The organism is Campylobacter sp. RM12637 (assembly GCF_020137645.1).
Taxonomy (GTDB): Bacteria; Campylobacterota; Campylobacteria; order Campylobacterales; family Campylobacteraceae; genus Campylobacter_E.
In genome coordinates this window covers 1-25943 of sequence record NZ_JACGAV010000020.1, presented here as the reverse complement: position 1 = coordinate 25943, position 25943 = coordinate 1, and the positions used below count along the sequence as shown (strand labels likewise).

The following is a 25943-nucleotide window of genomic DNA, read 5'->3' as shown; positions in this document are numbered from 1 at the left end:
GAATTTGAAATAGGAATTTCAAATTCTTATAATTCTACGCCGATGGCTTGATTAATTGAGCTTAAGCCGTCGTTTTCTATTAATTTTGTAAGCTCATCATTTATATTTCTAGCAATTCTAGGTCCAACGAAAATCATAGATGAAAGCACTTGAACTAAACTAGCACCCCATTTTATACGCTCATAAGCTTGAGCCGCGTCAAATACCCCGCCACTACTAATAATTATGCCTTTTTTATGCACGCTTGGTGCGATTGCTTTTAGCATATTTAAAGACTTTTCGGCTAATACTTTACCACTTAGACCACCTGCCTTAGTTAAATCAGGCTTTTTGCTAAGCGAATAATCTTGTGTAGTATTGCTTAAAATCACTCCACAAGCATTAGCATTTAAAGCTGTTAGACTTAATTCAGTAGCCAAGCCAAAGTCCATATCAGGAGCAAATTTTATAAATTTTGGCACATCATTAATAGCATTTAGTCTAGTAAAAATTTCTTCAATAAATTTAGCATTTTGTAAATCTCTTAGATTTGGAGTATTAGGCGAACTTATATTAATTACAAAAGCGTCTGCATAAGGCTTTAGCTCACGAACTAAAACCTCATAATCATTTATCGCTTCTTCATTAGGTGTAACCTTATTTTTACCTATATTTATAAAAAGTGGAGGTAGTTTTGAGAAATTCTCACGCATTAAATTTGCTTTTGCAACTTCTACGCCATCATTATTAAACCCCATTGCATTGCGAATGCTAAGCTCATCTACTAATCTTTCAATTCTTGGGCGAGGATTACCTGGCTGAGCCTTAGGAGTGATTGCTCCGACTTCAATGAAACCAAAGCCAAGATTTGCTAAAGGAGCTACCACTTCAGCATTTTTATCAAATCCTGCTGCAAGTCCAATAGGATTAGAAAATTTCATATTGATTAATTCATTTTCTAAATTCTTATAAGTTTTTTTATAATCAACTACTTTTAAAAATCTTTGAGTTTTAAGAGCTTTGATTACTAAATGGTGCATATCTTCAGGGTCAAACTTAAATATAACTTTTTTTGCTAATTCATACATTTACTTACCTTTATAATGTTTTTGAAAAGGTCTTTTCACCTTTATTTTTCATATAAGCATCAAATCCCATACAAATATTACGGATTAATAATGTGCCTGTTTCATTTACTTTTATTTCATCATCACTAATTTGTAAAAATTCAGCATAAGTTTTTAAATATTCTTTTGCATCGTTAAAATAATCCCAAAATACTATTTTAAATTCTTTTTCAATTGCTTTAATATTAAGACTAAAATTAGCCATTAAACTCATTATTACAGCTTTTCTAATTAAATCATCATTATTAAGTTTAATTCCCCTATGAAATGGTAATTTGCCATTATCAATAGCTGCTTCATAAAGGTTTAAATCTTTATAATTTTGTGCGTAATAATTAAGTCCTTCTCCAATACTAGTAAGCCCAACGCCAACTAAAATAGCCCCACCTTTTGTAGTATAACCTTGAAAATTCCTATGAAGTGTGCCATTTTCTAAAGCCTTAAATAATTCATCATTAGGTTTTGCAAAATGATCCATTCCTATCATTTTATAGCCATTTTCGCCTAAAAATTTCGCAGTATGTTTTAGAATTTCTAACTTAGTTTTAGCTTCAGGAATAGTGCTTTCATCAAATTTTCTCATATTCTTTTTAATCCAAGGCACATGAGCGTAATTAAATACAGCAAGTCTATCAGGATTTATTTTTAAAATTGTCTCAAGTGTTTTGCTAAATGAGTTTAAATCCTGGTAAGGAAGTCCGTAAATTAAATCAGTATTTATACTTTTTACTCCATTTGCTCTTGCTAGTTTTACTGCATTTTCTGTAATTTCGTAAGGTTGAATTCTATGAATTTCTTTTTGCACTTTAGGGTCAAAATCTTGCACACCAAAGCTAATTCTATTTATGCCGTATTTTGCAAATACGCTCATTTGTTCAACATTTAAAAATCTAGGGTCAATCTCGCAAGAAAGCTCACTATCAGGTAAAAACTCAAATATTTCATTAATTTTTTTAAGCAAGATTTCAAGTTGAGCTGCACTAAAAAATGTAGGCGTTCCACCGCCAAAGTGCATTTGAATAGCTTTTTTTGTCTTAAGATGAGTTTTTAAAATATCAAGCTCTCTTAAAATATAATCTAAATACCTTTCTTTTTTATCTTCATTAGCTGTATAAATTACATTACAGCCACAAAAATAACAAGCCGAACGACAAAACGGCAAGTGAAAGTAAAGCGATAAAGGCTTATTTTCGTTACTTTCTAAATCTTTTATAAAATCATTATATTTATAATCTTCGCCAAACTCAATAGCTGTTGGATATGAAGTATATCTTGGGCCACTTGTTTGATATTTTGCTAATACACTAAAATCCATTTTCATCCCCTTAACATTTCGGCTAATTCTTTAGCGTGATAAGTGATTATTAGTTTTGCACCCGCTCTTTTAAAACTAATCATAGTTTCCATTAAGATTTTTGGATAATCTACAAGCCCAGCTATTCCAGCATTTTTAAGCATTGAATACTCCCCGCTTACATTATAAACACATAGTGGAAGTAGTGAGTTTTGGCTAATTTCTTTAACTACATCTAAATATGCTAAAGCAGGTTTTACCATTAATATATCAGCACCTTGCTTTTCATCCTCTAAGCTTTCATGTAAAGCTTCTTTTCCGTTTGCATAATCCATTTGATAAGCTTTTCTATCGCCTTTTTTAGGAGCTGAATTAGCCACATCACGGAAAGGTCCATAGTATGCACTTGCGAATTTGGTTGAATAAGCCATAATTGGTAATGTATCAAAGCCATTTTCATCTAAAGTAGTTCTTAAAGTTTTTATTATTCCATCCATCATTCCACTAGGTGCAATCATATCCACACCAGCTCTAGCCATTACTAAAGCTTGTTTGCTAGAATTTAAAAGCGTAATTTCATTATTTAAATACCCATCTTCATCTAATACTCCGCAATGTCCGTGGTCTGTGTATTCACAAAAGCATAAATCAGCAATTAAATATAAGCTATCACCAAAACGCTCTTTAATAGCTCTAATAGCACGAGCTATAAGCCCATTATCGCTCATTGCATCACTTCCGCAACTATCTTTTGCGCTTTCATCTAATACGCCAAATAATAAAATACTCTTAATTCCAAGCTTTAAACATTCATTACATTCTGCTAGTAATTCATCAAATCCTAATTGATAAACTCCTGGCATTGATTTAATCTCAATTTTTGCACTTTTTTTATCTACTACAAATAAAGGGTAAATCAAATCGTTTAAGCTAAGTTGGTTTTCCTTTACTAAATCCCTAATTATAGGGCTTTTTCTAAGTCGTCTAAATTTACGCACACTAAACTCCTTTTTTTGTATAATTAAGGCTAATTAAATCAAAAAAGAGTTAAACAATGTTAGTTGAAATTTCAAAACAAGCAAATTTACCTACAAGATTTGGAAATTTTATTATCCAATCTTTTAAAGAAAACGAAAAAGAGCATTTAGTAATTATGAAAGGCGAAATTAGTGATGAGATTAATGTTCGCATACATTCTGAATGCCTTACAGGTGATGCTTTAGGCTCTCTTAAATGCGATTGCAGAGACCAATTAAAAGCATCTTTAAGATATATTGAAGCAAATGGCGGAATGGTTATTTATCTTCGTCAAGAAGGTCGTGGAATAGGTCTATTTAATAAAGTAAATGCTTATAATTTACAAGATAATGGATTTGATACACTTGAAGCGAATTTAAAACTAGGCTTTAAAGATGACGAAAGAGATTATAAAATAGTTGATTTTATACTTGAATATTACAAAATTAAAAGCGTAAGATTGCTTACAAATAATCCTTTAAAATTAAAAGCTATTAGTAAAGATGTAAAACGCATACCATTAATAATGCAAAGCAATGAATACAATAAACAATATCTAAAAGTTAAATCTTGCAAAATGGGGCATATGCTAAATGAATAATGAATTTTTAGCTTTTATAAATTCATATGAAGATGAATTAAAAAAATACAATAAAGTTCATAATATTACAAGATTAAAAGATATAAAAGCAGCAGCACTTGATAGTATTGAAATACTTAATTTCGTAGAATTTAAATCAGGAATTAATATAGCAGATATTGGCTCAGGTGCTGGTTTTCCTGCTATATTTTTAGCTTTTTTAAAAAGAGATTGTAATTTTTATTTGTATGAGCCAAGTTATAAAAAATCAGCATTTTTATCGCTAATTAAAGCTAAGTTTAATTTAGATAATGTGTTTATTAAACCTATAAAAGTTGAATGTGAAAAAGACTTAAAATGTGATTTGATAACTTCAAGAGCTTTTGCAAAAACAGAACTAATTGTTACTTTATGTAATGATATAACCAATGATAATACGAAATTTATTTTATACAAAGGCTCATTCGTAAAAGATGAGCTAGATTGCTTAAATGAATATAAATTACACGAGAGAAATAATAGAATTTTTTTAGAATTTTATAAAAAAGATTTCAAAATTATTACAAATTAAGCTTAGTTTATTTTTTTTAAGATTATAATTAGCAGATTATTTTAATTTCTATTTAAGGAGCAGTTATGGCAAATCCATCGCAAAATCTTGGCTATGATTATACCGTAGCTAAGTGGTTTATGTTCGCATGTATTTTGTTTGGCATAATCGGTATGGGAATTGGAACTTTAATCGCGTTTCAATTAGCATTTCCTGAGCTAAATAATATTGCAGGTGAATATTCTACATTTGGCCGCCTAAGACCACTTCATACAAACGGAGTTGTTTATGGCTTTATGCTTTCAGGTATTTGGGCTACTTGGTATTATGTAGGTCAAAGAGTTTTAAAAGTTTCATTAAGAGAATCAAAATTCTTAATGTTCATAGGTAAAGCTCATTTTATAATCTTTATGATTACTATATTATTAGCTGTTGTAAGTCTTTTTGCTGGTGTTACAACTTCAAAAGAATACGCAGAACTTGAATGGCCTTTTGATATAGCAGTTGTTGTTATTTGGGTTTTATGGGGTATGGGAATTTTTGGACTTATTGGAATTCGCCGTGAAAAAAGTCTTTATATTTCTATTTGGTATTACATTGCGACATTTTTAGGCGTGGCAATGCTTTATTTATTTAATAATATGGAAGTTCCTACAAAATTAGTTACAGGAATGGGTTCTTGGCTTCATTCAGTATCTATGTATGCAGGAAGTAATGATGCTTTAATTCAATGGTGGTGGGGACATAATGCGGTTGCTTTTGTTTTCACGGTTGCAATTATTGCTGAAATATATTATTTCTTACCAAAAGAAAGTGGTCAGCCAGTATTTTCTTATAAATTATCACTATTTTCATTCTGGTCTTTAATGTTTATATATTTATGGGCAGGCGGACACCATTTGATTTATTCAACCGTTCCTGATTGGATGCAAACAATGGGTTCAATTTTCTCTGTTGTATTAATATTACCAAGTTGGGGTAGTGCAATCAATATCTTACTTACAATGAAAGGTGAATGGCACCAAGTAAAAGAAAGCCCATTAATTAAGTTTATGATTTTTGCTTCAACATTTTATATGTTCAGCACACTTGAGGGTTCAATTCAATCAGTTAAATCAATCAATGCTCTAGCACACTTTACAGACTGGATTCCAGGACACGTGCATGATGGAACACTTGGTTGGGTAGGATTTATGACTATGGCTGCAATTTATCATATGACTCCAAGGGTATTTAAAAAAGAGATTTATAGTAAAAAAATTATGGAATACCAATTTACTATCCAAACTTTAGGAATTGTATTATTCTTTAGCTCAATGTGGATTGCTGGAATTACTCAAGGTATGATGTGGAGAGCTTATGATGATTATGGAACTCTAACTTATTCATTTATTGATACTGTTATAGCACTACATCCTTATTTTATAATAAGAGCTATTGGTGGTTTATTATATTTAATAGGATTTTTTATGTTTGCTTATAATATTTATAAGTCAGTTACTTCAAGCAGAAGCGTTGAAGTTGAACCAAAATCAGCAAGTCCAATGCAAGCGTAAGGAGGTAAAAAATGTTTAGTTGGTTAGAAAAAAATCCTTTCTTTTTTGCGGTATTTGTATTTGTTGTTATTGCTTATGCTGGTGTTGTAGAAATTCTACCTGCATTTAGTCCTAACGCTAGACCAATTGAGAGTAAAAAGCCTTATACAGCTTTAGAACTTGCAGGTCGTCATGTTTATATTAAAGAAAGCTGCAATGCATGTCACTCACAATTAATTCGTCCATTTAAAGCAGAAACAGATAGATATGGTGCTTATTCAAAAACAGGTGAATATGCTTATGATAGACCATTTTTATGGGGTTCAAAAAGAACAGGTCCTGATTTAATGAGAGTTGGTAATTATAGAACTACTGATTGGCATGAAAATCATATGAAAAAACCTGTTTCTGTAGTGCCTAGCTCAATTATGCCTGAATACCCACATTTATTTAAAAAGAATTCAGATTTAGATACAGCTTATGCTGAAGCTTTAACTGTTAAAAAAGTTTTTAATGTTCCTTATGATGAAGAAGGATATCCAAAATTAGGAACTTATGAAGAAGCTCGTAAAATGATGGTAGAACAAGCCACACCTATTGTTGATGCAATGAGTGATGAAGAAGTAAAAAAAGCGTTTGAACCTTGCCGTGCAAATGCACTTGATAGTAAATGCGAAATTAAAGAAATAGTTGCATTAATTGCGTATTTAAATAGCTTAAAGTAAGGAAGAATTATGAGTTTGGTTGAACTTGTGCAATATCAAGGACATGCTTATTTTTTCCTTGTGGCGTTTTTAACCTTTGTGCTTTATGCGTATATAATGCACTTATATAAAGCTCAAAGAGAAGGTAAAAAAGATTATGAAAAATATGCAAATCTTGCATTAGATGATGATATTGATTCATCTTTATTAGAAAATAGGAGAAAGTGATGAAATGGTTAAATCTTTCTGATAATGTAAATTTACTTTCTATAATCGGTGCAATTGTAATTATTGCAGTAGTATTAATAGTAAGTTTAAATGTATTTAAACAAATGAAAATTAAAAAAGAAAGCGTTGAAACAAGCGAACATGAATGGGATGGAATTAGTGAATATAAAAATCCATTACCAATAGGTTGGGCTGTTATGTTTGTTGTTTTAATAATATTTGCTATTTGGTATTTTTTAATAGGTTTTCCACTAAACAAATATTCATCAATAGGTGAATACAATGAAGAAGTAGCAAACCATAATGCAAAATATAAAGAAAAATATATAGCATTTGATGATGAGTCTAAATTAAATATGGGTAGAAATGTATTTTTATTACATTGTGCTCCTTGTCATGGTGCTGAAGCAACTGGAATTAATGGTAAAGCTCAAGATTTAACTAATTGGAGTAGCGTTGCTGGAATTTTAGATGTTTTAGAAAATGGCTCAACAGGTTTAGGATACGGAGAAATGCCAGCTGGGTTAGTTGAAGGAGATGATGCAAAAGCAGTTGCAACTTATGTAGCAAATGGAATGCAAGGTGAAGTTGGTAAAGATGTATTTGAAACAACTTGTGCAGCTTGTCACGGAGAAAATGGAGAAGGCACTGAAGGTGTAGCACCTGCATTAAATATTTATACTAAACCTGATTTTATTAAAATGGTTTTAGCTAGTGGTAAGATAGCAAGTGCTGATGCAAGTGTAAAAGTAATAGGAGCAATGCCAAGCTTTAAATCAATGTTAAGCGATGAACAAGTAGATGCAGTTGCTCGTTATGTAAGCACATTATCAAAGGAGTAAAAAATGGATAATCATAATAGAAATGTGTTTGGATTACACGGAATTACAGGTATGTTAATAGCTACCGTTTTATTATTATCAATCCTAGTTGGGCTTACTATTTGGGGTTTAAATGTTCAACAAAAAGAAATAAGAAACCCTTATAAACTAGAAAAAATAGAAGATGTTAAAATGCGTGAAAATAGAAGTTTAGAAGATTTCAGAAAGGACGCAAGATGAGCAAGTTATTAGAAAAGGTAATAGTTATTGGAGTAGTTGTTTTAGCTTTAATTACTGCTTGGTCAGTTTTAACTCCTAATCATTTAGGTATAGGATGAAAAAGCTAATAATTATAATGCTTTTAGCTCTTGTGAATTTATTTTCACAAGAGCCTTTAAGTAATGAAGTATTAAATGAAATAAATATTTTAAGTAATGATTTAGAGCAAAAAACAGGTATTAAAACAAGTGTTTTGATATCAAATGAAATTCCTTTTAAAGATTTAAAACAAAGTATTAAAACTGATAAAAATTATGCAATTATAGTAATTAGCCTTAAAGATAAAAAGTTAGATGTTATAAGTGATTTAGGATTAGATTTTAGAAGTGTTACCGAATATTATTATTTAAAATATGGATTTTTCCCAAAACAAGGTGCAATATTGCCAATACTTACTCAACCTAAAGGAAAAGATTTAGTAAATGCAGCGATTTTAAATGGGTTTGCTGAATTGTGTGATGTAATTGCAAGTAGTAAAGGTGTAGAACTTGAGTATTCTTACGGGGATTTAAATGATAATATTATAAATACAATTAGAACTATTTTTTATATTTTTACTATTGTTTTTATAGTAGTTTTAATTAGAAGAAAGGTAAAGAAAAAATGATAAAAGAAGGAAGACATTGGCCTTATTTGATTGTTGGTTCAATTATTTTTATGATGATTGCTTGTATTTACACCGTTTATTTATCTTTTGATTATCCAGTAGATGAAGATGAAAGTTATTTTTTAAAATACCAAGATGTTGAGAATAATTACGCAAAAATCAAAGAAAACGAAAAATTATTTTTAGATAATTTTGCTTTTAGGGTTTTAGGCGATAAAACAAGATTAGAAGTTACTAAACGCCCAGCGGTATTTGTAGATAATGAAGTGATATTACAAGTTAAAGAAAAGTCTAATTTAAAAGCAAGCAATATAAGCGTAAAGGCAAAATTAACAAGACCACACACAAAATATGAAGATAAAGAAATCATCGTAAATTATGATGATAATTTAAAAGAATTTAAAGCTGATTTAGGAGATATTTCTAATGGACGCTGGACTTTATTGATTGATTTTAAAATCAACGAACTTTCAAAATTTTATAAACTTGAACTTTGCAAAAATCAATGTAAAAAAGCTTAATATTAAAGCTTTTTTACGCTATAACTACTCATAATAATCTTTTAAAAGGAAAATAAATGTATAAAAAGGATTTGATTGTATTTTCTAATTTAAGGCAAATTAAAAACTACTTAGCAAGTATTAAAAATGAAGGATTTTTTCCAACTACAATTAGTATTAATGAGTTTTTGCAAGATTTCGCAATAAATGATAAAAGAAGAGCGACTGAAGTAGAGCAAATCATTGCTATGAGTAGGGCTTGTAATAAAACTAAAGATTATAAAAAGCTTAATTTTTCAAATGATTTTTTAAGTTTTTTAAAAAATAAAGAATATTTATTCTCATTTTTTAGCGAATTAAATAGCCAAAAAGTAAGTATAGATGATTTAAGAAATAATGATTTATATAGCTTTTTTGATGAGTATTTAGACATTTTAGAAGAGTGTTTAAAGCATTATAAAAACGAATTAAATAATCAAAATTTATATGATGATATAACTATTAAAGATTTAAAAGCTAATTGGTTTTTGCTTAGTCAATATAAATCAATTAGCTTTTATCTAAACGGCTTTTTAAAGCAATACGAATTAGAATTCTTTGAGAGTATTTCGGATAAAATAGATGTAAAAATCATCACAAATGTAAGCGATTACAATATAAATCTTTTAAAAAAATCATTTAAAATAGATTTTGAGCCAAATCATACTTATACTCTAAGTTTTAATAATTTTTGGCAAATCCTAGAGCAAACTAAGCTAAATTATAACAATACCTTAAAAATTGCTTCGTTTAAAAGTTCAATTTATCAATACATTTACGCACTTAGTCTAATATCAAAATATTATGAAAACGATAAACAAATAGCACTTATTATGCCTGATGAAAGCATTGCAACTAGCTTAAAAGCCATTGATATTCATAATTATTTAAATATTGCAAGTGGGCTAAACTCAAACGAAATAGCACAAAAACTAAATGCGATTTTAGGTGATGATGAGTTGGCTTTAGTGCAAAAAAGATTATTAAATACAAGCGAACTTGATTTTAGTAATTTTGATAAATTAAAAGAGCAACTATTAAGCCTTAGCAAAAACGCTGAAGTTAAAGAAATCCTAAAAAACCGCCTAAATGATATAAAGATTTTAAATAATGAGTTTAAGCTAACAAACGAGCAAATCATAAAATTACTTGACGCTAATAATATTAAAATTTCTCACACAAACGGCGGAAATGTCGATGCTTTAGGTATGCTTGAAAGTCGTGGAATGAAATATGATTTAGTAATTGTTCTTGATTTTAATGATGATTTAGTACCAAAGCGAAGTGTTAGTGAAATGTTTTTAAACAATGCTGTTCGCACAAAGGCTGGGCTAATTAGCTATGCTGATAGAGAAAATTTACAAAGGCATTATTATAAAGAGCTTTTTAATGCCAAAGAAGTTTTTGTTTTATACCTTGAAAACGAAGAAAAATCACCCGCTAGAATGCTAAAAGATTTTAGTTGCGAAAGACAAATCGTAGATGAAAAAGGGCTTATGGAGTCGTTTTTAAATGCACTCAATGGCAAAATAAAAGCAAATGAAAATATATTTGAGCCTGATTTAGAACTTATAAAAAATCATAATTTTTTTGCAAAACCGCTTAGTTTTTCAAGATTATCGTGCTATTTAAACTCACCTTATGAGTATTATTTAAAATACATTTTAGAATTAAGTGAGCCTAGCAATTCAAACGAAAAAGCAGCAGTTGGGACTATGGTACATGAGTTTTTACAAAACGCTGATTTTAAGAATTTAAAACAAGAATTTGAAAAAGAGCTAAAAGACAAATTAAACCCAATTGATTATGCTTTAATATACGATAATTTAGATGAAATCGCATATTATATTAACAACAATCAGCCAAGTGCAAATTGTGAAGAAAAGCTTGCGGGTAAAATTGCAAATATTGATGCTTACGGGATAGCTGATAGGATAAGTGATGAGCTAATAATTGATTATAAGACTACAAACAAGCCAAATTCTACTAAAAATCACGAAAAACAATTAGCCTTTTACGCAATGCTTTTAGATAAGCCTACAATACAAACAGCTTTAATTTATTTAAAAAGCACTCGTGGGGCGGTGTTTGAATGTAAAAATTTTAATAAATTATCTCAAGAGATTGAAAGCGATATTGCAACTCTTAAAGATGGCTTTGTCTTAGAAAAAAGTGAAAATGCTTATGGCTATTATCATTTAATAATCAATAAAAAGGATAGAGTATGAAACATATCGCATTAGCAGCAAGTGCTGGAAGTGGCAAGACTTTTACTCTAAGTGTTAGATATATTGCTTTAGTTTTAAGTGGGGCGAGTATTAATGATATAGTAGCTCTTACATTTACAAAAAAAGCCGTAAATGAGATGAAAGAGAGAATTACAAAGGTATTTTTAGAGCTTGAAAATAGAGCTGCCGAGCTTCAATTTTTGCAAGATTTATTAGGTTTAAGTGCCGAGCAAATCATAAATACAAGAAATAAATTCTTAAAAAACTTTAAAGAAGATGAGCTTAGGATTTATACTTTTGATAGCTTTTTTTCTAAGATTTTAAGGCTTTTTGCAACACACGAAGGCTTAAGCGTAGATGCTGAACTCATTGATTATTTAGATATTAAAGAAGAGTTTTTAAAGTCTTTAGATACAAATGAAGCTATAAAGTTAGTAAGAGATTTAAAAGATTTTAATATGAGTTTAGGAGATTTTTTAAACTGGCTTGAGAGTTTGTATTTAAATTATACAGGCGAAAAAATCATAAATGATACGACTTTTATAAATCCTTTTGATGAGTTTTTAAGGCTTAAAGATAATTTTACTGGAGCAAATAAAAAAGTAGATGAATGGCTTGGCAAAATTACGGATTTAAATTCTTTACTTTCTAGCTCATTTTTAGACGCTAGCAAATCAAATATACAAAAAGCCCTAGATTTACCAACTTTTGCAGCAGCTTATGAAGAATTACTATCAATCGTTGCTAAATATTATGGTTTTTTAGAGAGCAATCAATTAAAATTATGCTTTAATTATTTAGACAAATTTAGCGAAGTTGCGAAAAATTATCATAAAGAGCAAAATATTTTAAGCTTTAGCGATGTGGCGATTTATGTTCATAAAATATTGCAAAATAAGGATTTAAAAGACCTTTTTTATTTTAGACTTAATTCAAATCTAAGCCATCTTTTAATAGATGAGTTTCAAGACACTTCGGTTATTCAATACGAAATCATTAAGCCAATAGTTGAAGAAATAGTGGCTGGAATTGGCATAGATGATAAGCAAAAAAGCTTTTTTTATGTAGGGGATAAAAAGCAATCAATTTATTCATTTAGGGGTGCTAAACAAGAAGTATTTGATTTATTTCACAAAAACAAAACCTATAATATAAGCTTGCAAAATCTTGATACTAATTATCGTAGTAAAAAAGCCATAGTAGAGTTTGTAAATAATAATTTTAAAAATCTTTATGATGATTATTACGAGCAGTTGGTTGCAAGTAAAGAAAACGGAGTTGTAAGCAAAATAATCACCGAAAATTACTTAAACGATGTTTATAAAAAGATTGCAAGTTTGCTACAAAACGGAGCAAAATTAGATGATATTTGCATACTTACAAGAGATAATGCAAACGCAAATGAAATAGCTAATTTTTTAAATGAATTTGGTTTGAAAACTAATGTAAATAATAACTCTTTATTAGTTTCAAAAATGAGCGTTAGGGTCTTAATAGAATTTGCAAAATACTCTATTTTAGGAGATGAGATTTATGGCTTTTTTGTAAAGTCTGTGCTAGGCAAGGATTATTCAAGGCTTAAAATTGATATTACAAAAAGTGCTTATGAGATTTATAATGAGATAATAATTCATCTTGATTTATGTAAAGATGAGTATGTTTTAGAGTTTTTAGATGAAATTAGTTCTAAAGATTTTTTAGATACTATCTTTAATCTTAGTAATAAACTTGCATCAAACAATGAAGCAAAAGGCATAAATATTATGACAATTCACAAGAGCAAGGGTTTACAATTTGAGCATTTAATCTGCGTTCATTTAAGTAAAACCCCTCCACACGATACAGGGCTTAAAATTGAATATGATTTTTCTAGCCACAAATGGTATGGCTTCAAAAAGGACGCTAGTGCTATTAGAAATCTTAGATGTTTTTATGATCAAGATTATGCAAAAAAGCTTGAAATTTATGAGAATACGAAAAAAACTGATGAGATAAATACTTATTATGTAGCTTATACAAGAGCGATTAGCTCTCTTTGTATTATTATGAATGATGGAGCTGGACTTAGCGGGATTAATTATAATGAAATTGCTAATGAAAGTTTAGATGATGATTTGCTTAATTTTAGATATAAAGAAAACGAAGCAAGTGTTATAAATATTAGCTATGAGTTTAATCCTTGCGTGCCACTTCAAAATGTAAAGGCTAAAGAGTTTAGCACTGATGCGATTATGCTTGGAAACGCATTTCACTATTTTTGTGAATTGAGTGATTTTAATGATGAAAGCTTGAATGAATGTTTAAGACTTGCATATAATAAGTTTAATCAAGTGGATTTTGATAAATTAAAAAAACTTTGCGAAGATTTGCTTAAATGTGTGGAGTTTAAAGAACTAATCAAAAATCATAATTTGATTAAAGAATATAACTTTTTATATGAAAATAAAGTAAATAGAATAGATTTATTAGCTATTAGCGATGATTGGGTTAAGATAATTGATTATAAAAGCTCGTTTTTTAATAAATCTTATGAAAAACAGCTAAAAACCTATGAAAACTTTATAAAAACTAGATTTTCTAATCACAAAATTAGCTCTTATGTAGTATTTTACGAAAACGAAGAATTTAAATTAAAAAGAATTTAAATTCTTTAAAACTAAATTGATTTTGTGGTGAAAATCTTAATTCATAATCTAAATATGAATTAAGATTTATTATTTTTCAAAACATATAATTTCTAAAATATTTTAGAAAGTCATTAGGTAATGAATACGCTTATATTTGGAATTGTTTTTGGATTTTTATTAGCAAGATATAGATTTTGCTTTTTTTCTGGTTTTAGAAATCTTTTTTATTTTAAAGATTTTTCATTTGTTAGTGCTTTAAGTTTTTGTATATTTTTACAATCTCTTGGCTTATTCACATTAGAACATTTTAAACTAATTACCATACCCGAGTTTAAATTCTCAATACTTGCTACTATTATAGGTAGCTTTGCATTTGGCATTGGCATGGCGTTTAGCAAGGCTTGTGTTAGTGGTAGTTTTACTAGGGTTATTAATAATAGTTCTTATTTAATAACGGCTTTTTCTTTTGCTTTTAGTATGGCTTTATTCAATGGAATATTTAAAAAATATATAGATATTTTTACAAAAAACGAGCTTACTAATATTCATACTTTTTTAAATATTTCGCCTTTTATCTTAGTGATTTTACTTGGAATTTTAAGTATATATTTAATCTATAAAGCCAAAAAAATCAGCATTCTAGCAATAGTTTTAGCAATTTTAAGTCTTTTGATGTGGAAAATGATTGGTTTTAGTTTTACTTTATCAGTTCCTAGTAAAAATATGATTTTATATCTAGTAACCAATCAATATAGGTATTTAGATTCTGGAGTTTATTTTTTATTTGGTTGTATTTTAGGTGGGATTGTTGCGAATTTAAAATCATTTTCGCTTCAAGGTGTATCGCTAAAACAAGGATATTTTAGTGTAATTGGAGGCTTTTTGATGGCTTTTGGAGCTTCTCTTGCAAGTGGTTGCAATGTGGCAAATATTTTAATAGCTAGTGCTTATTTTAGCTTTCAAGCTTTTATATTTTTACCTTTTATGCTTTTTGGATTTTTGATTATTTTAAGGAGAGTATCGTGAAAAAATTAATTTTATTGTTTGCACTTATTTTTAGTGCTTGTTTTAATGCTGATAATGTTAAATTATTAAATACTGATGAGTTTAAAGCTAGATTAAATAGTGATTATTTGATAATTGATACAAGAATTGATAGTTATTATAATGGTTTTAGCGAAGATGGGGCAAAAAACGGCGGTCATATTAAAGGGGCTTTAAATATTAGTGCTTTATCAATGGATTTTGTTGAAAATAAAAAATTTGAAGAATATTTCAAAGGCAAAGGCATTACAAAGGGTAAAAAGCTCGTATTTTATGGTTCTAATTTAGATGAGATAAAAAAAGTTAGCTCGGAGTTTTTAGCTCGTGGTTATAAAGGCGAGATTTATGCTGATTTTATAGATTATGCAAATAATAATGATTTAGTAAAACTTAAAAATTATCAACTAGCAGTCTATCCTAAATGGCTAAATGATTTAATGCAAGGCAAAAAAGTTGAGAGTTTTGATGGCAAAGACTTTATGGTTTTTGAAGTTAGTTGGGGAGAAAATAGTGATGAATACAGCGAGCATATAAAAGGTGCTTATCATTTTAATACGGATTTAATAGAGAATGCTCCTGTTTGGAATTTAAGTGATGCAAAAACTTTAGAAAATAATCTTTTAAACTTAGGAATAACAAGCGAAAAAACTATAATTTTATATTCTAAAAATCAAATGGCAGCTTTAAGAGTATTTTTTGCACTAAAATACGCTGGGGTTAAAGATGTTAGATTTTTAAATGGTGGGCTATATTCTTGGCAAGAAGCAGGATTTAGTATAGAAAAAACTCCAAATATACCTAATAAAGAAAGTGATTTTAAAGCGATAATTCCTGCAAATGCTAATATAAATATATCAATGCCAGATGATATTAAAAATTATAAAGGGGATTTAAAGCTAGTAAGTATTAGGGCTTGGGATGAGTTTATAGGCAAAATTAGTGGTTATGATTATATACCAAAAAGTGGTGAGCCAAAAGGAGCTATTTGGGGATTTGCAGGGACAAATTCATCTAATGTAGCTGATTATTACGACCCTGATGGAACGCTTAGAAATCCTTATGAAATATATGAATTATGGCAAAGTCAAGGCATTAATAAAAATGATAATTTAGCTTTTTATTGTGGCACAGGCTGGAGAGCTAGTGTTGCTTGGTTTATTGCTTTACTTGATGGTTGGGAAAATATTTATGTATATGATGGTGGCTGGAATGCTTGGCAAATGGATGAGAGCTTAGAAGTGCAAAAGAATTTAGATTTAGTTAAACCTGATTCAAAAAACGATTATGGAGCAGTGTTTAAAGAAGGTGCTAGTTGTAAAAGCTAATCAAAAGCTATTCTTAAAGAATAGCTTTAATCATCATAAAATGATTATAAAGAGTATATGTAACACGAAATAAAATTATTATAATTGTTAAAATGAGAGTTTTGCTAAGTGTATGCTCAAAAAAGCTCTCGCTTAAATTAATTTGTATTTTTTGATTAAGCGATGAGCTTTTAAAATTTTTATAGTTTTTTAATTATCTAAATTGCCTTCTTTCAAATTTTGCTTTAGGTTCTGCTTTTGTATCTATAGGTAAAATATTAGCAAAGCATCCAATATCAACAAAAACAAGTATCCCAAAAACCCAACCATTTATTGAATCATAAAATGTATATAATATATAAGTTAATACGCAAAAAGCAATAAACCAGCCAGGCGAAAATGTTCTCTCGTGTTCGTAAGTAATTTCAGCTTGACAACCCCTGCATACTTTTACACCAAATCTTAATTCTTCATCACAAAAAGGACATATCATCGTTTTTGTATCTTTTGACATAATTGTCTCCTATTTTGATTTATGTGTTAAATAATAAAAAAAAAAAAAAACAACGCATTGTAAATATTTTCAGCCTTTCGTAATACCTTAAATTACTTAATCGTATTGCTATTAGTTTTAAAAAACTTGTTTGTTTAGATTGATTAGAGCTTAGAAGTGCAAAAGAATTTAGATTTAGTTAAACCTGATTCAAAAAACGATTATGGAGCAGTATTTAAAGAAGGTGCAAGTTGTAAAAGCTAGACTAAGTAAGCCTAACACCAAGAGTTTGAAATTAGTTAAATTAAGTTTTTATAAGTGTTAGGCCAAATTAATCTAGTGCTAGGCTTAATGCCTAGCTATTTTTAGAATGTATATTTTGCTTCAAATCTGATTAGTTTTTCATCTTTTTTACAATCTTCTATACCTTCATAATTTTTTGTTTTACCATAAGCATAGAATGCTGAGAAGTTTAATTTGTCGCTATATTTATAAGATAGTTGTGGCTTAACTTCAAATAATTTTTCTTTATCAGTTTTATCGCCATTTTTGATTTTATTTGTTCCGTTAATAATATCAACACCAAATCTTACATCTTCAAATGTATAGCCAATTGTTCCGAATACGAAATCTTTTTTACCTACTGCTCCTGTTTGGTAATCTTTCATAGCGTATTCGCCATAATTAATCAATTTGCCACTATCTTCTATAGTATTAATTGTAGCTTTATCCTTTTTCCCATAACCAGCATAACCTATATTAAAATCTAAGCCGAATGCTTCAAAACCAGCTTCAATAGCATAAAAATTACCATTAGCTACTTCGTCGCCTGTAGCTTGTTTTAATAAATCTTTTCTATCTTTTTTAAGATTATTACCTGCGTATTGAGCGTGAATATTGTATGCGAAATCATCTTTATCACCTAAATTAACATTGAAATCTACCGCATATAATGTGCCCCAACTAGCCATATTTGCTACCCATAACTCTGCTGCTACTGGGTCAAAATTAGCAATTGCTGCTATACCATATATATTTTTACCACTTACACTTTTTATACTATCATCATCATTTTTTGTAGCAATAACGCCTAAATCACTATCTTTATTGTAATTATCAAAAGCATAAGCTGCTAAAGTTACATTCTCAATGCTATTATTTACGATTTTTAATCCTGTTCCTAATAAATCATCAGTCCAAATTGAGCCAATTTCCATTCTACCGAACATAAATGAGGTATCGTAATTCGTGTAAGTTAAATAAGCATCTCTTATATTAAAAGTTTTGCTTGTATTTATATTATTTTCAACTTTATCTCTTAAAGCTTCATTAGATGGTGTTAAACCTGGTTTGTTTAAAGCAAATGAAGCATCTTGGTTTGAATACTGAAATAATGCAGTAGCTTTAAAATTATCAGCTATATCTGAAGTGAATTTTAATTGAGCTTTATATCCATGTAATTGGATTGTATCTTTTGTAGATTTATCTTTTAATGAATTTTTTTCGCTAATTCCTTCATATCTATATCTTAACATACCTGATAAATCTACATTTTGAATAGCTTCATCTAAAGCAACAGCATTTGCAACTGACATTGAACCTGCAGTAATTACTGCAATTAAACTAAGTTTTACTAGTTTCATTTTTACATCCTTTTTTTAAAAATTGCAATGCTATTCTACCCCCCCCCCATCTTTAAAATAAACTTAAATGGAATAATTTTTTTAGAATTTAAAAAAGTCAAATTTTATTTTTAATTTATCTTAAAATTATCTTAATTTAAGATTTTATTAAGATTAAAAACATATAATCAGCTTTTTAAAAAATTTTGGCAAAGGTAAAATCATGACAAAAATAACAAAGCCAAACGAAGTTAAAAGAGATTGGATAATTGTAGATGCTGAAGGTAAGCGTTTCGGTCGTCTTTTAACAGAAGTTGCGACAATATTAAAAGGCAAACATAAGCCTTGTTATACACCAAATGTTGATTGCGGAGATTATGTTGTAATTATCAACGCATCTAAAGCAGAATTTACTGGAACAAACAAAGCTGATGATAAATTATATCACAGACATTCAGGCTATTTTGGAAGCACTAAGAGTGAAAAATTCGGTGATTTATTAGCAAATAATCCAGCAAAATTATATAAATTAGCAGTTCGTGGAATGTTGCCTAAAACTACTTTAGGTCGTGCAATGCTTAAGAAATTAAAAGTTTATGCAGGTAGCGAACACCCACATACAGCTCAGGTAAAAGGAAAGTAAAATGGCAAAAGTTTATGCAACAGGTAAAAGAAAAACTGCAATAGCTAAAGTTTGGGCTAAGGCTGGAAGTGGTAAAATTATAGTGAATGGCGTTGATTTAAATACTTGGTTAGGCGGACACGAAGCTATTAAATTAAAGGTAGTTCAACCTTTATTAGTAACTAAGCAAGAAGGTTTAATGGACATTACAGCTAGCACATTAGGTGGTGGTTATAATGCTCAAGCTGAAGCTTTAAGACACGGAATTTCTCGTGCTTTAGCTGCTATGAGTGCTGATTTTAGAGCGCTACTTAAACCACAAGGTTTATTAACTCGTGATAGTCGTGTGGTTGAGCGTAAAAAATACGGCCGCAGAAAAGCAAGAAGAAAACCACAATTTAGTAAACGTTAATTCGATTTTGAAATTAGGAGTATTCATGAAAAAGATGAGTTTAGTTTTAAGTGCAGCTGCAATGATAGCTGTTAGTGCAAATGCAAGTGATATTAATTTTGAAGGCTTAGAAATAAGCCCAATCGCTACATACAATGTTCCAGAAGGAAATCTTGACCTAATGAATAAATTTGGTTATGGATTAAGAATTGGTTATATGTATGGTGCAGTAGGAACAGAAATTGGTTATGAACACCAAAAAGGTGAATATAAAAGTATAGATAATGCAGGTCATACTCCAGTGGGTATTGATAGAGGTTATTTAAACTTAGTATTCCCAGTTAAAGTTGGTGATACTAACTTTGATTTCTATGGATTATTAGGTGTTGGTTATGAAAACTTCAGCGAAAATCTATATGACAATAAAAACGGAATGTTTGGTCATTATGGTATTGGTTTAAAATACAAAATTTACAAAAGCTTTGGTTTAAGAGCAGAAGTTCGTGACCAAATTAAATTCCGCCACGCTGATCACCATGTAATTAGCACTTTAGGTGTAATTTTTAACTTTGATGGTAAAAAAGAAGAAGTTGTTCCAGCTCCACAACCAGTTGTAGAAGTTAAACCTGAGCCAGTAGTTGTTAAACCTGAGCCAAAACCACAACCAAAACCAAAAGCATGTTATGATTTAGAATTAGTTAAAGTTAATTTTGGATTTGATAAGAGCAATGTAACTGCTAACTATATTCCTGAAATTGAGCGTTTAGCTAAATTAATTAAAGAAGAGCCTGCATATTTTGCAAATATCACAGGATATACAGATTCAATCGGTACATCTGCTTATAACAAAAAATTATCAGAAAAAAGAGCTAAAGCAGTAAAAGCTGAGCTTGTAAAAGCTGGTGTTAGCGAAGACAGAATTAATCCAAGTTGGGCTGGCGACCAAAATGCAATCGGCGATAATAAAACAAAAGAAGGCCGTGCAGCAAACCGCAGAGTTGAATTAAAAATCATCTGCCAATAATTTTATAAATTATTTTTTAGGTTTCACAGATTATGTGAAACCTTTTCTTTTTTTCTTCTAAATTATTACAATTTTAATAGTATTATTCGCTTCATTTTATTTTTTTAGGTTTATTATGAAGTTGAGTATAAAAGATATCATTTTTATGAATTTGATTGGGATTTTTTCTTTAAGACAAATTCCTTATGTCGCACAATACGGGGCTAGTTCTATTATTTTATGGCTTTTTGTAGCATTTGGATTTTTTATTCCTTTAGCTTTGATATGTGGAGAACTTGGTTCTAGATTTTCTAAGGGTGGTGGTATATTTTTATGGATTAATAAAGCTTTTGGAGTAAAAGTAGCTTATTTTTGTTTGATTTGTTATCTTTTATCTTGTTTAGCTTTTTTCCCAATGATGTTGTATTTCGCAGCAAATTCTTTAGCTTATATATTTAATTTACAGGCAAAATCTTATTTTATCGCAATATTTTCTATATTGAGTTTTTTTATTTTGACATATATAAATTATAGGGGTTTTGAATATACAAAATTAATAAATAAAGTATTTGTTTATTTTGGAATTTTATTTCCTACATTGCTTTTAATAGTTGTAGCTTTAATGTTTTATTTGACTAATCACAAAATCACAACTCCTTATAATTCAGGGTATTTAATTACACTTGATTTAAATACTTTAGTGTTTTCAAGCACTATGATGTTTGCATTTGCAGGGCTTGAGCTTAGCACAATGATAGGTGCTAAAATTGATAACGCTCAAAAAAATTATCCAAAAGCTATATTTTTTAGCGCATTTATAATAGTAGGTATTTATATTTTAGGCACTTTTTGTGTTAATGTGATATATCCTGCAAAAGATACTGATATATTAGATGGTATTATGCAAGCAATTACTTATGCTGAAAACAATTTGGGTTTTAAAGGTCTTAGTCAATTAATGGCTTTTAGTTTATTTGTAGGCACTTTAGGGCAGATTAATTCTTGGTTGGTAGCGCCAATATATATGCTAGCTAATGCTTCAAAAGAAGGAATAATTAAATTTTATGAAGCAAAACCACATCCAAAATATAATACCCCTTATAAGGCTTTATTTTTTCAGGCATTTTTAGTTAGTATTATTTGTATATTTTGTGTATTTTTTAATAAATCTCAAGATATTTATTGGCTACTTAGTTCTCTTACTACGGTTAGTTATTTTTTACCTTATATTGCAATGTTTTTAGCATATTTTAAATTAAAAAATTATTGTGAAAATGAATTAGAATTTAAAATACAAAATCAAATTCTTAGTTATTTTTTAGCGATATTAGGTCTTAGTAGCGTAGTATTTGCTTTAATATTAAGTTTTATTACTCCAAACGAAGAAGAACAAAGTGAATTAATATATTTTTTACAAATTATGAGTTCTCCTATATTAGCATTAATAATTGCTATTTTTAGTTTTAATAAAACTCGTAATAAATAAAGCTTATTTAATATTTATCAAAATATTATTGTTTTGATAAGTATTTTTTTGTTTTTTTATAGGTTTTTCTCCGCTGATGCTAATTTGTATATATTCATCTGGAGTTGGTTCCTTTATTTTTATGGGTTCAGTTTGGGGAATTTCTTCTTGTAATTCTTCTTCATCTTCAAATAATATATCTAAAGCTTTTTTTAATTTTCTTAATTTTTTTTCATCTAATTCACTTAGTTTTTTTTGCAAATCATAATTTATATCATCGTTTTGATATAAATTTTTAGGTATAGTTGGGTCTTTCCAATCTGGATTTTCACTAAAAGGAATTTTATCTCCAGGAAAATCTAAAGTGTATGCAAATAAATTTAAACTTAAAATAAAAACAGCTAATTTTCTCATATTTTTTCCTAATTAAATTTTTCATATTATAAAAAGTTATGAAATATATTATATTTTTTTTCAAAAAAAGATAATAATTTATAATAAGTGTTACTTTTATACACATTTTTTAAAGTTTTAAATACAATTTAAATACATTTTATGAATTATTCTGCTAAAGTAATCTTAATTTTTTAATTTTTTTTAAGGAGAAATGATGAAAAGAGCAATTTCTATTATTATTTTGATTGCTATTCCATTTTTATTCGCTACTATTTTGCCCGTGCCAAGTGGCTTAAGCGAAGCTGCGTGGGTAATGTTTGGTATTTATCTTTCAGCAGTTTTAGGTCTTGTATTTAAGCCTATACCAAATTCTATGGTATTAATTACTGCAGTAGCAGGAACTGCACTATTTATGGGACCTTATTTAGGTGGTGCAAAAGAAGCTACAAAACAAGCTTTAAGCGGTTATGCAAGTTCAACTACTTGGATTATAGTTTCTGCATTTGCTTTAAGTATTGCATTTACAAAAACAGGTCTTGGTAAAAGATGGGCTTATTTTTTAATAGGTAAATTTGGTAAAACTACTTTAAGACTTAGCTATGTTACTGCATTTTTGGATTTAGTAGTATCACCTGCAACTCCATCAAATACTGCAAGAGCAGGTGGAATTGTCTTTCCAATTGTAAATTCAATCGCACAATCTTTATCAAAAGATAAAGTTGAAACAGAAAATAGAGTAGGTGCATTTTTAGCGTGTAATTCTTATATGAGTACAAAAATGACTTCATTTATTTTCGCAACTGCAATGGCTGGAAATATGCTAGTGATTGGTTATGCAAATGATATTTTAGGAACTCACTTAAATTGGGGGAATTGGGCTGTTGCTATGATAATTCCTGGTATTGTGTGTTTATGTGTAATTCCACTAGTTGTTTATATTTTTGTTCGCCCTGATATAAAAAAGATTGATAATGTAGTAATTTCAAAACAAGGCTTAGAAGAATTAGGAGAGATGAAAAGAAGTGAGAAAATGCTTGTTTTAATCTTTGTTCTAGCATTGCTTGGTTGGTCTGTTCCGTCTTTAGCTAGTTCTTTATTTGGATTAAAGATTGATATAGATGCTACTGCAGTAGCTGTTGGTGCTATGAGTTTATCAGTATTACTTGGCGTTTTAAAATTTGAAGATATAGCAGGTTCTAAAGAGTGTATAGGGACATTATTTTGGTTTGGTGGTATTATGTCACTATCAGGTATGATGAATAAATTGGGCTTTTTTAAATGGCTTGGAACATTTATTCAAGGCAATATGAATTTAGATTTAGACCCATTGATAGTATTAATAATCATTGGTTTTATTAGTATTATCGTAAGATATTTATATGCTAGTGCAACCGTTTTCATTACAACTCTTTTACCGGTTTTATTTTTAATAGGCAAAAGTGCAGGAGTTGATCCTTATTTATTAGCATTTTTATTAATTACTACAAATTCTTATGGTGGAGCATTAACTCATTTTGGTGGTCCTGCTGCTTCAGTTATTTTTGGAGCTGGATATAACACCGTAAAAGAATGGTGGATTACTGGATTTGTAGTGGCTATGGTATCTTTTATTTTATGCCTTGTAATAGGTCTTCCTTATTGGGAAATGTTAGGAATGAATTAATTTTTTTTCTTGTTTTGATAGGAATATCAAAACAAGAATTTCATAATCAAATATTAAGTAAAATATATTTAAAATATCACACTTTTATTTTTTTATAAGCAAATTTTATTATCATATGCAATTTTAGCCCAAGTGGTGAAACTGGTAGACGCGCTAGACTCAAAATCTAGTAGGAGCAATCCTGTGTCGGTTCGAGTCCGACCTTGGGCACCATAAATAAAAAAGGAATATAAAAATGCCAAAAGACGCAAACGGAAACGAATTACAAGCAGGAGATAATGTTAGCGTTATTAAAGATTTGAAAGTAAAAGGCAGTTCTTTAACTATTAAAAGAGGAACTAATGTAAAAAACATAAAGCTTACTTCAAACGATGATGAAATAGAAGCAAAAGTTGATAAACACGGAGTTATAGTTTTAAAAACTTGTTTTTTAAAAAAGGCTTAACATTTATGAAAAAATTTTTAACATTTTTACCTATTGCTTTATTAGCAAGTCCATTTGATGACTTAGTAAATGCGTATAATCAAGAAGATTATAAAACTTCTTATGATATAGCTAGTTCTATTTGTAAGCAAACTTGCTCTGATATTAATTTAAATCTAATTATGGGTAAAAGTGCTTTTAGATTAGGTTTATACGATGAAGCTTTAGCTGCTTATGATAGGGTTTTAGTATTAGATGATACTAATACAGAAGCGAGATTACAAAGTGCTATTATTTATCAAAAAAATGGGAATTTAGCTTTACTTAAATTAGAACTAGAGAATTTAAAAGATGATGAACGCTTAAATGATGATGAGAAAGCTTTAGTTGCTAGTATGTTAAAAAATGTTAAATATCAACAAAAAGCTAATAATGAAATAAATATACCTTATGCGAGTATTGGTTTTGGATATGGTTATGATAGTAACCCAAAAAAGCAGAATTTAAAAGATAGTTATTTACCAGTGCCACAATTAGGCATTAATTTTCCAATACCAGGTGCTAAGCACCAACCAGCTAGTAGTATTTTAGCTAATCTTAATGCTGGCTATAAAAAACAAGTTAATAATGTATATGATTATGATATAAATATTAATTTTTATAATAAGTATTATATAAAACCAATTGAAGAAGATTTTCAGAATTTAAGTGTATTTACAGCTTCAATTAATAATGGTTTTGAGATATCAAGACAATTTAAATTAAATATTTTAATGTCTTATGATTATATTATTTTAAAACAAAAAAGATATTTAAATACCTTTACAGCAGATATTTCAGGTGATTATTATACTGAAAGTGGGCTAGCTTTTGGTCTAGGCTATACAATTAATCATAATAATTATTTGATAGAAGATAATAAAGAGAATGATTCAAATCATCATAGTATTTATGCTATGAGTAAGATTATTTCTCAAAGAAGTATGTCTTATTTAAAAATTGCTTATGATATAGAAAAAACTAGCAGAATTAAAGAAAGTTCAAATAATTATAAAGAATATTCAGCTACTGCCGGAATTATTTATATGTTAAATAAACAAGTAATATTAAAAGCAAGTTTAGGTTATGCTAAAAGTAAATATGATGAAAAAATCTTCTTAAATACGAGAAACGATATAACCTATAGAGTAAATTTTGGTGCTGAATACAATATGGATCATCATAATTTCTTCTCATTTGATTTAGGATATAATAGGGTAAAATCAAGTATTGAATACAATTCTTACGATAATCTTTACACTAATTTAATGTATAAATATAAATTTTAAGCTAACAACCTTTTAAAATATGCTATAATTTGGCATCATTTTGAAAGGATACGCTATGAAAAAAATATTATTG

At 28.8% G+C, this 25943-nt stretch carries 26 protein-coding genes and 1 tRNA gene; 21 read left to right on the top strand and 6 right to left on the bottom strand.

Features of this window, described 5'->3' with window-relative positions:
• Window positions 1–26: 26 nt before the first annotated feature.
• Genes AVBRAN12637_RS08615 through hemB form a run of 3 tightly spaced genes read right to left on the bottom strand, consistent with a single transcriptional unit; the run spans window position 27 to window position 3398 of the window.
• Window positions 27–1067, bottom strand: a complete 1041-nt coding sequence (locus AVBRAN12637_RS08615; protein WP_336615718.1) for a quinone-dependent dihydroorotate dehydrogenase — start codon at window positions 1065–1067, stop codon at window positions 27–29.
• A 10-nt stretch (window positions 1068–1077) separates the two neighbouring features.
• Window positions 1078–2421, bottom strand: coding sequence for an oxygen-independent coproporphyrinogen III oxidase (gene hemN, locus AVBRAN12637_RS08610; RefSeq protein ID WP_336615717.1), 1344 nt, complete (start codon window positions 2419–2421; stop codon window positions 1078–1080).
• A 2-nt stretch (window positions 2422–2423) separates the two neighbouring features.
• Window positions 2424–3398 carry a porphobilinogen synthase gene (gene hemB, locus AVBRAN12637_RS08605; RefSeq protein ID WP_336615716.1) on the bottom strand — a complete coding sequence of 325 codons (975 nt, stop codon included), beginning with the start codon at window positions 3396–3398 and terminating at the stop codon, window positions 2424–2426.
• Window positions 3399–3454: 56 nt separating this feature from the next.
• Between hemB and ribA the strand changes: the two genes are divergently transcribed.
• From ribA to AVBRAN12637_RS08535, 13 genes are all read left to right on the top strand, one after another.
• Entirely contained in the window at window positions 3455–4018 is a 564-nt protein-coding gene (ribA, locus tag AVBRAN12637_RS08600) for a GTP cyclohydrolase II (protein WP_239803297.1), read from the top strand.
• Entirely contained in the window at window positions 4011–4568 is a 558-nt protein-coding gene (rsmG, locus tag AVBRAN12637_RS08595) for a 16S rRNA (guanine(527)-N(7))-methyltransferase RsmG (protein WP_214117644.1), read from the top strand. Before ribA ends, rsmG begins: the two co-directional genes overlap by 8 nt.
• Before the next feature lie 65 nt (window positions 4569–4633).
• Entirely contained in the window at window positions 4634–6103 is a 1470-nt protein-coding gene (ccoN, locus tag AVBRAN12637_RS08590) for a cytochrome-c oxidase, cbb3-type subunit I (RefSeq protein WP_214150150.1), read from the top strand.
• Window positions 6104–6114: 11 nt separating this feature from the next.
• A complete protein-coding gene (gene ccoO / locus AVBRAN12637_RS08585; protein WP_336615715.1) occupies window positions 6115–6807 on the top strand; it encodes a cytochrome-c oxidase, cbb3-type subunit II in 693 nt (230 codons plus the stop codon).
• Window positions 6808–6816: 9 nt separating this feature from the next.
• Window positions 6817–7014: a cytochrome c oxidase, cbb3-type, CcoQ subunit gene (locus AVBRAN12637_RS08580; RefSeq protein WP_336615714.1), complete on the top strand. Its 198-nt coding sequence runs from the start codon at window positions 6817–6819 to the stop codon at window positions 7012–7014.
• A complete protein-coding gene (locus tag AVBRAN12637_RS08575) occupies window positions 7014–7856 on the top strand; it encodes a cbb3-type cytochrome c oxidase N-terminal domain-containing protein (protein WP_336615713.1) in 843 nt (280 codons plus the stop codon). The genes AVBRAN12637_RS08580 and AVBRAN12637_RS08575 overlap by 1 nt, the downstream gene beginning before the upstream one ends.
• Window positions 7857–7859: 3 nt before the next feature.
• Window positions 7860–8075: a DUF4006 family protein gene (locus AVBRAN12637_RS08570; RefSeq protein ID WP_336615712.1), complete on the top strand. Its 216-nt coding sequence runs from the start codon at window positions 7860–7862 to the stop codon at window positions 8073–8075.
• A gap of 94 nt (window positions 8076–8169) precedes the next feature.
• The gene (locus AVBRAN12637_RS08560) at window positions 8170–8721 is read left to right on the top strand and encodes a hypothetical protein (RefSeq protein WP_214117638.1); all 552 of its coding nucleotides are present in this window, start codon (window positions 8170–8172) and stop codon (window positions 8719–8721) included.
• A complete protein-coding gene (locus AVBRAN12637_RS08555) occupies window positions 8718–9242 on the top strand; it encodes a FixH family protein (RefSeq protein WP_336609792.1) in 525 nt (174 codons plus the stop codon). The genes AVBRAN12637_RS08560 and AVBRAN12637_RS08555 overlap by 4 nt, the downstream gene beginning before the upstream one ends.
• A gap of 56 nt (window positions 9243–9298) precedes the next feature.
• A complete protein-coding gene (locus tag AVBRAN12637_RS08550; RefSeq protein WP_336615710.1) occupies window positions 9299–11488 on the top strand; it encodes a PD-(D/E)XK nuclease family protein in 2190 nt (729 codons plus the stop codon).
• Window positions 11485–14133: a UvrD-helicase domain-containing protein gene (locus tag AVBRAN12637_RS08545; RefSeq protein ID WP_336615709.1), complete on the top strand. Its 2649-nt coding sequence runs from the start codon at window positions 11485–11487 to the stop codon at window positions 14131–14133. Before AVBRAN12637_RS08550 ends, AVBRAN12637_RS08545 begins: the two co-directional genes overlap by 4 nt.
• A gap of 120 nt (window positions 14134–14253) precedes the next feature.
• Window positions 14254–15141: a YeeE/YedE family protein gene (locus tag AVBRAN12637_RS08540; protein WP_336615708.1), complete on the top strand. Its 888-nt coding sequence runs from the start codon at window positions 14254–14256 to the stop codon at window positions 15139–15141.
• Window positions 15138–16484, top strand: coding sequence for a rhodanese-like domain-containing protein (locus AVBRAN12637_RS08535; protein WP_336615707.1), 1347 nt, complete (start codon window positions 15138–15140; stop codon window positions 16482–16484). The genes AVBRAN12637_RS08540 and AVBRAN12637_RS08535 overlap by 4 nt, the downstream gene beginning before the upstream one ends.
• A gap of 193 nt (window positions 16485–16677) precedes the next feature.
• On the opposite strand, the gene AVBRAN12637_RS08530 is transcribed toward AVBRAN12637_RS08535, so the two are convergent.
• Both AVBRAN12637_RS08530 and AVBRAN12637_RS08525 read right to left on the bottom strand, forming a co-directional pair.
• Window positions 16678–16977: a hypothetical protein gene (locus AVBRAN12637_RS08530; protein WP_239803303.1), complete on the bottom strand. Its 300-nt coding sequence runs from the start codon at window positions 16975–16977 to the stop codon at window positions 16678–16680.
• Window positions 16978–17321: 344 nt separating this feature from the next.
• Window positions 17322–18599 carry a major outer membrane protein gene (locus AVBRAN12637_RS08525; RefSeq protein WP_336615706.1) on the bottom strand — a complete coding sequence of 426 codons (1278 nt, stop codon included), beginning with the start codon at window positions 18597–18599 and terminating at the stop codon, window positions 17322–17324.
• Between the two features lie 202 nt (window positions 18600–18801).
• Here AVBRAN12637_RS08525 and rplM point away from each other — a divergent pair, with 202 nt between their 5' ends.
• The 4 genes from rplM to AVBRAN12637_RS08505 all read left to right on the top strand — a co-directional run bounded on the left by rplM (window position 18802) and on the right by AVBRAN12637_RS08505 (window position 22080).
• The gene (gene rplM, locus AVBRAN12637_RS08520) at window positions 18802–19221 is read left to right on the top strand and encodes a 50S ribosomal protein L13 (RefSeq protein WP_214117630.1); all 420 of its coding nucleotides are present in this window, start codon (window positions 18802–18804) and stop codon (window positions 19219–19221) included.
• Window position 19222: 1 nt separating this feature from the next.
• Window positions 19223–19612: a 30S ribosomal protein S9 gene (rpsI, locus tag AVBRAN12637_RS08515; protein ID WP_214117629.1), complete on the top strand. Its 390-nt coding sequence runs from the start codon at window positions 19223–19225 to the stop codon at window positions 19610–19612.
• Window positions 19613–19637: 25 nt separating this feature from the next.
• Entirely contained in the window at window positions 19638–20615 is a 978-nt protein-coding gene (locus AVBRAN12637_RS08510) for an OmpA family protein (protein ID WP_214150192.1), read from the top strand.
• A gap of 115 nt (window positions 20616–20730) precedes the next feature.
• Window positions 20731–22080 (top strand): APC family permease, encoded by a 1350-nt coding sequence (locus AVBRAN12637_RS08505; RefSeq protein ID WP_214142755.1) that lies wholly within the window; start codon window positions 20731–20733, stop codon window positions 22078–22080.
• Between the two features lie 3 nt (window positions 22081–22083).
• Here the strand turns inward: AVBRAN12637_RS08505 and AVBRAN12637_RS08500 are convergent, their stop codons facing one another.
• Window positions 22084–22473 (bottom strand): hypothetical protein, encoded by a 390-nt coding sequence (locus tag AVBRAN12637_RS08500; protein WP_214117626.1) that lies wholly within the window; start codon window positions 22471–22473, stop codon window positions 22084–22086.
• Window positions 22474–22669: 196 nt separating this feature from the next.
• Here AVBRAN12637_RS08500 and AVBRAN12637_RS08495 point away from each other — a divergent pair, with 196 nt between their 5' ends.
• From AVBRAN12637_RS08495 to AVBRAN12637_RS08480, 4 genes are all read left to right on the top strand, one after another.
• A complete protein-coding gene (locus AVBRAN12637_RS08495; RefSeq protein WP_214119728.1) occupies window positions 22670–24118 on the top strand; it encodes a DASS family sodium-coupled anion symporter in 1449 nt (482 codons plus the stop codon).
• 126 nt (window positions 24119–24244) lie between these two features.
• Window positions 24245–24331 (top strand) — tRNA-Leu (locus AVBRAN12637_RS08490).
• Window positions 24332–24353: 22 nt separating this feature from the next.
• Window positions 24354–24563 carry an alkylphosphonate utilization protein gene (locus tag AVBRAN12637_RS08485; RefSeq protein WP_214117624.1) on the top strand — a complete coding sequence of 70 codons (210 nt, stop codon included), beginning with the start codon at window positions 24354–24356 and terminating at the stop codon, window positions 24561–24563.
• Window positions 24564–24568: 5 nt separating this feature from the next.
• Window positions 24569–25870: an outer membrane beta-barrel protein gene (locus AVBRAN12637_RS08480; protein WP_336615705.1), complete on the top strand. Its 1302-nt coding sequence runs from the start codon at window positions 24569–24571 to the stop codon at window positions 25868–25870.
• The last annotated feature ends 73 nt before the right edge of the window (window positions 25871–25943 follow it).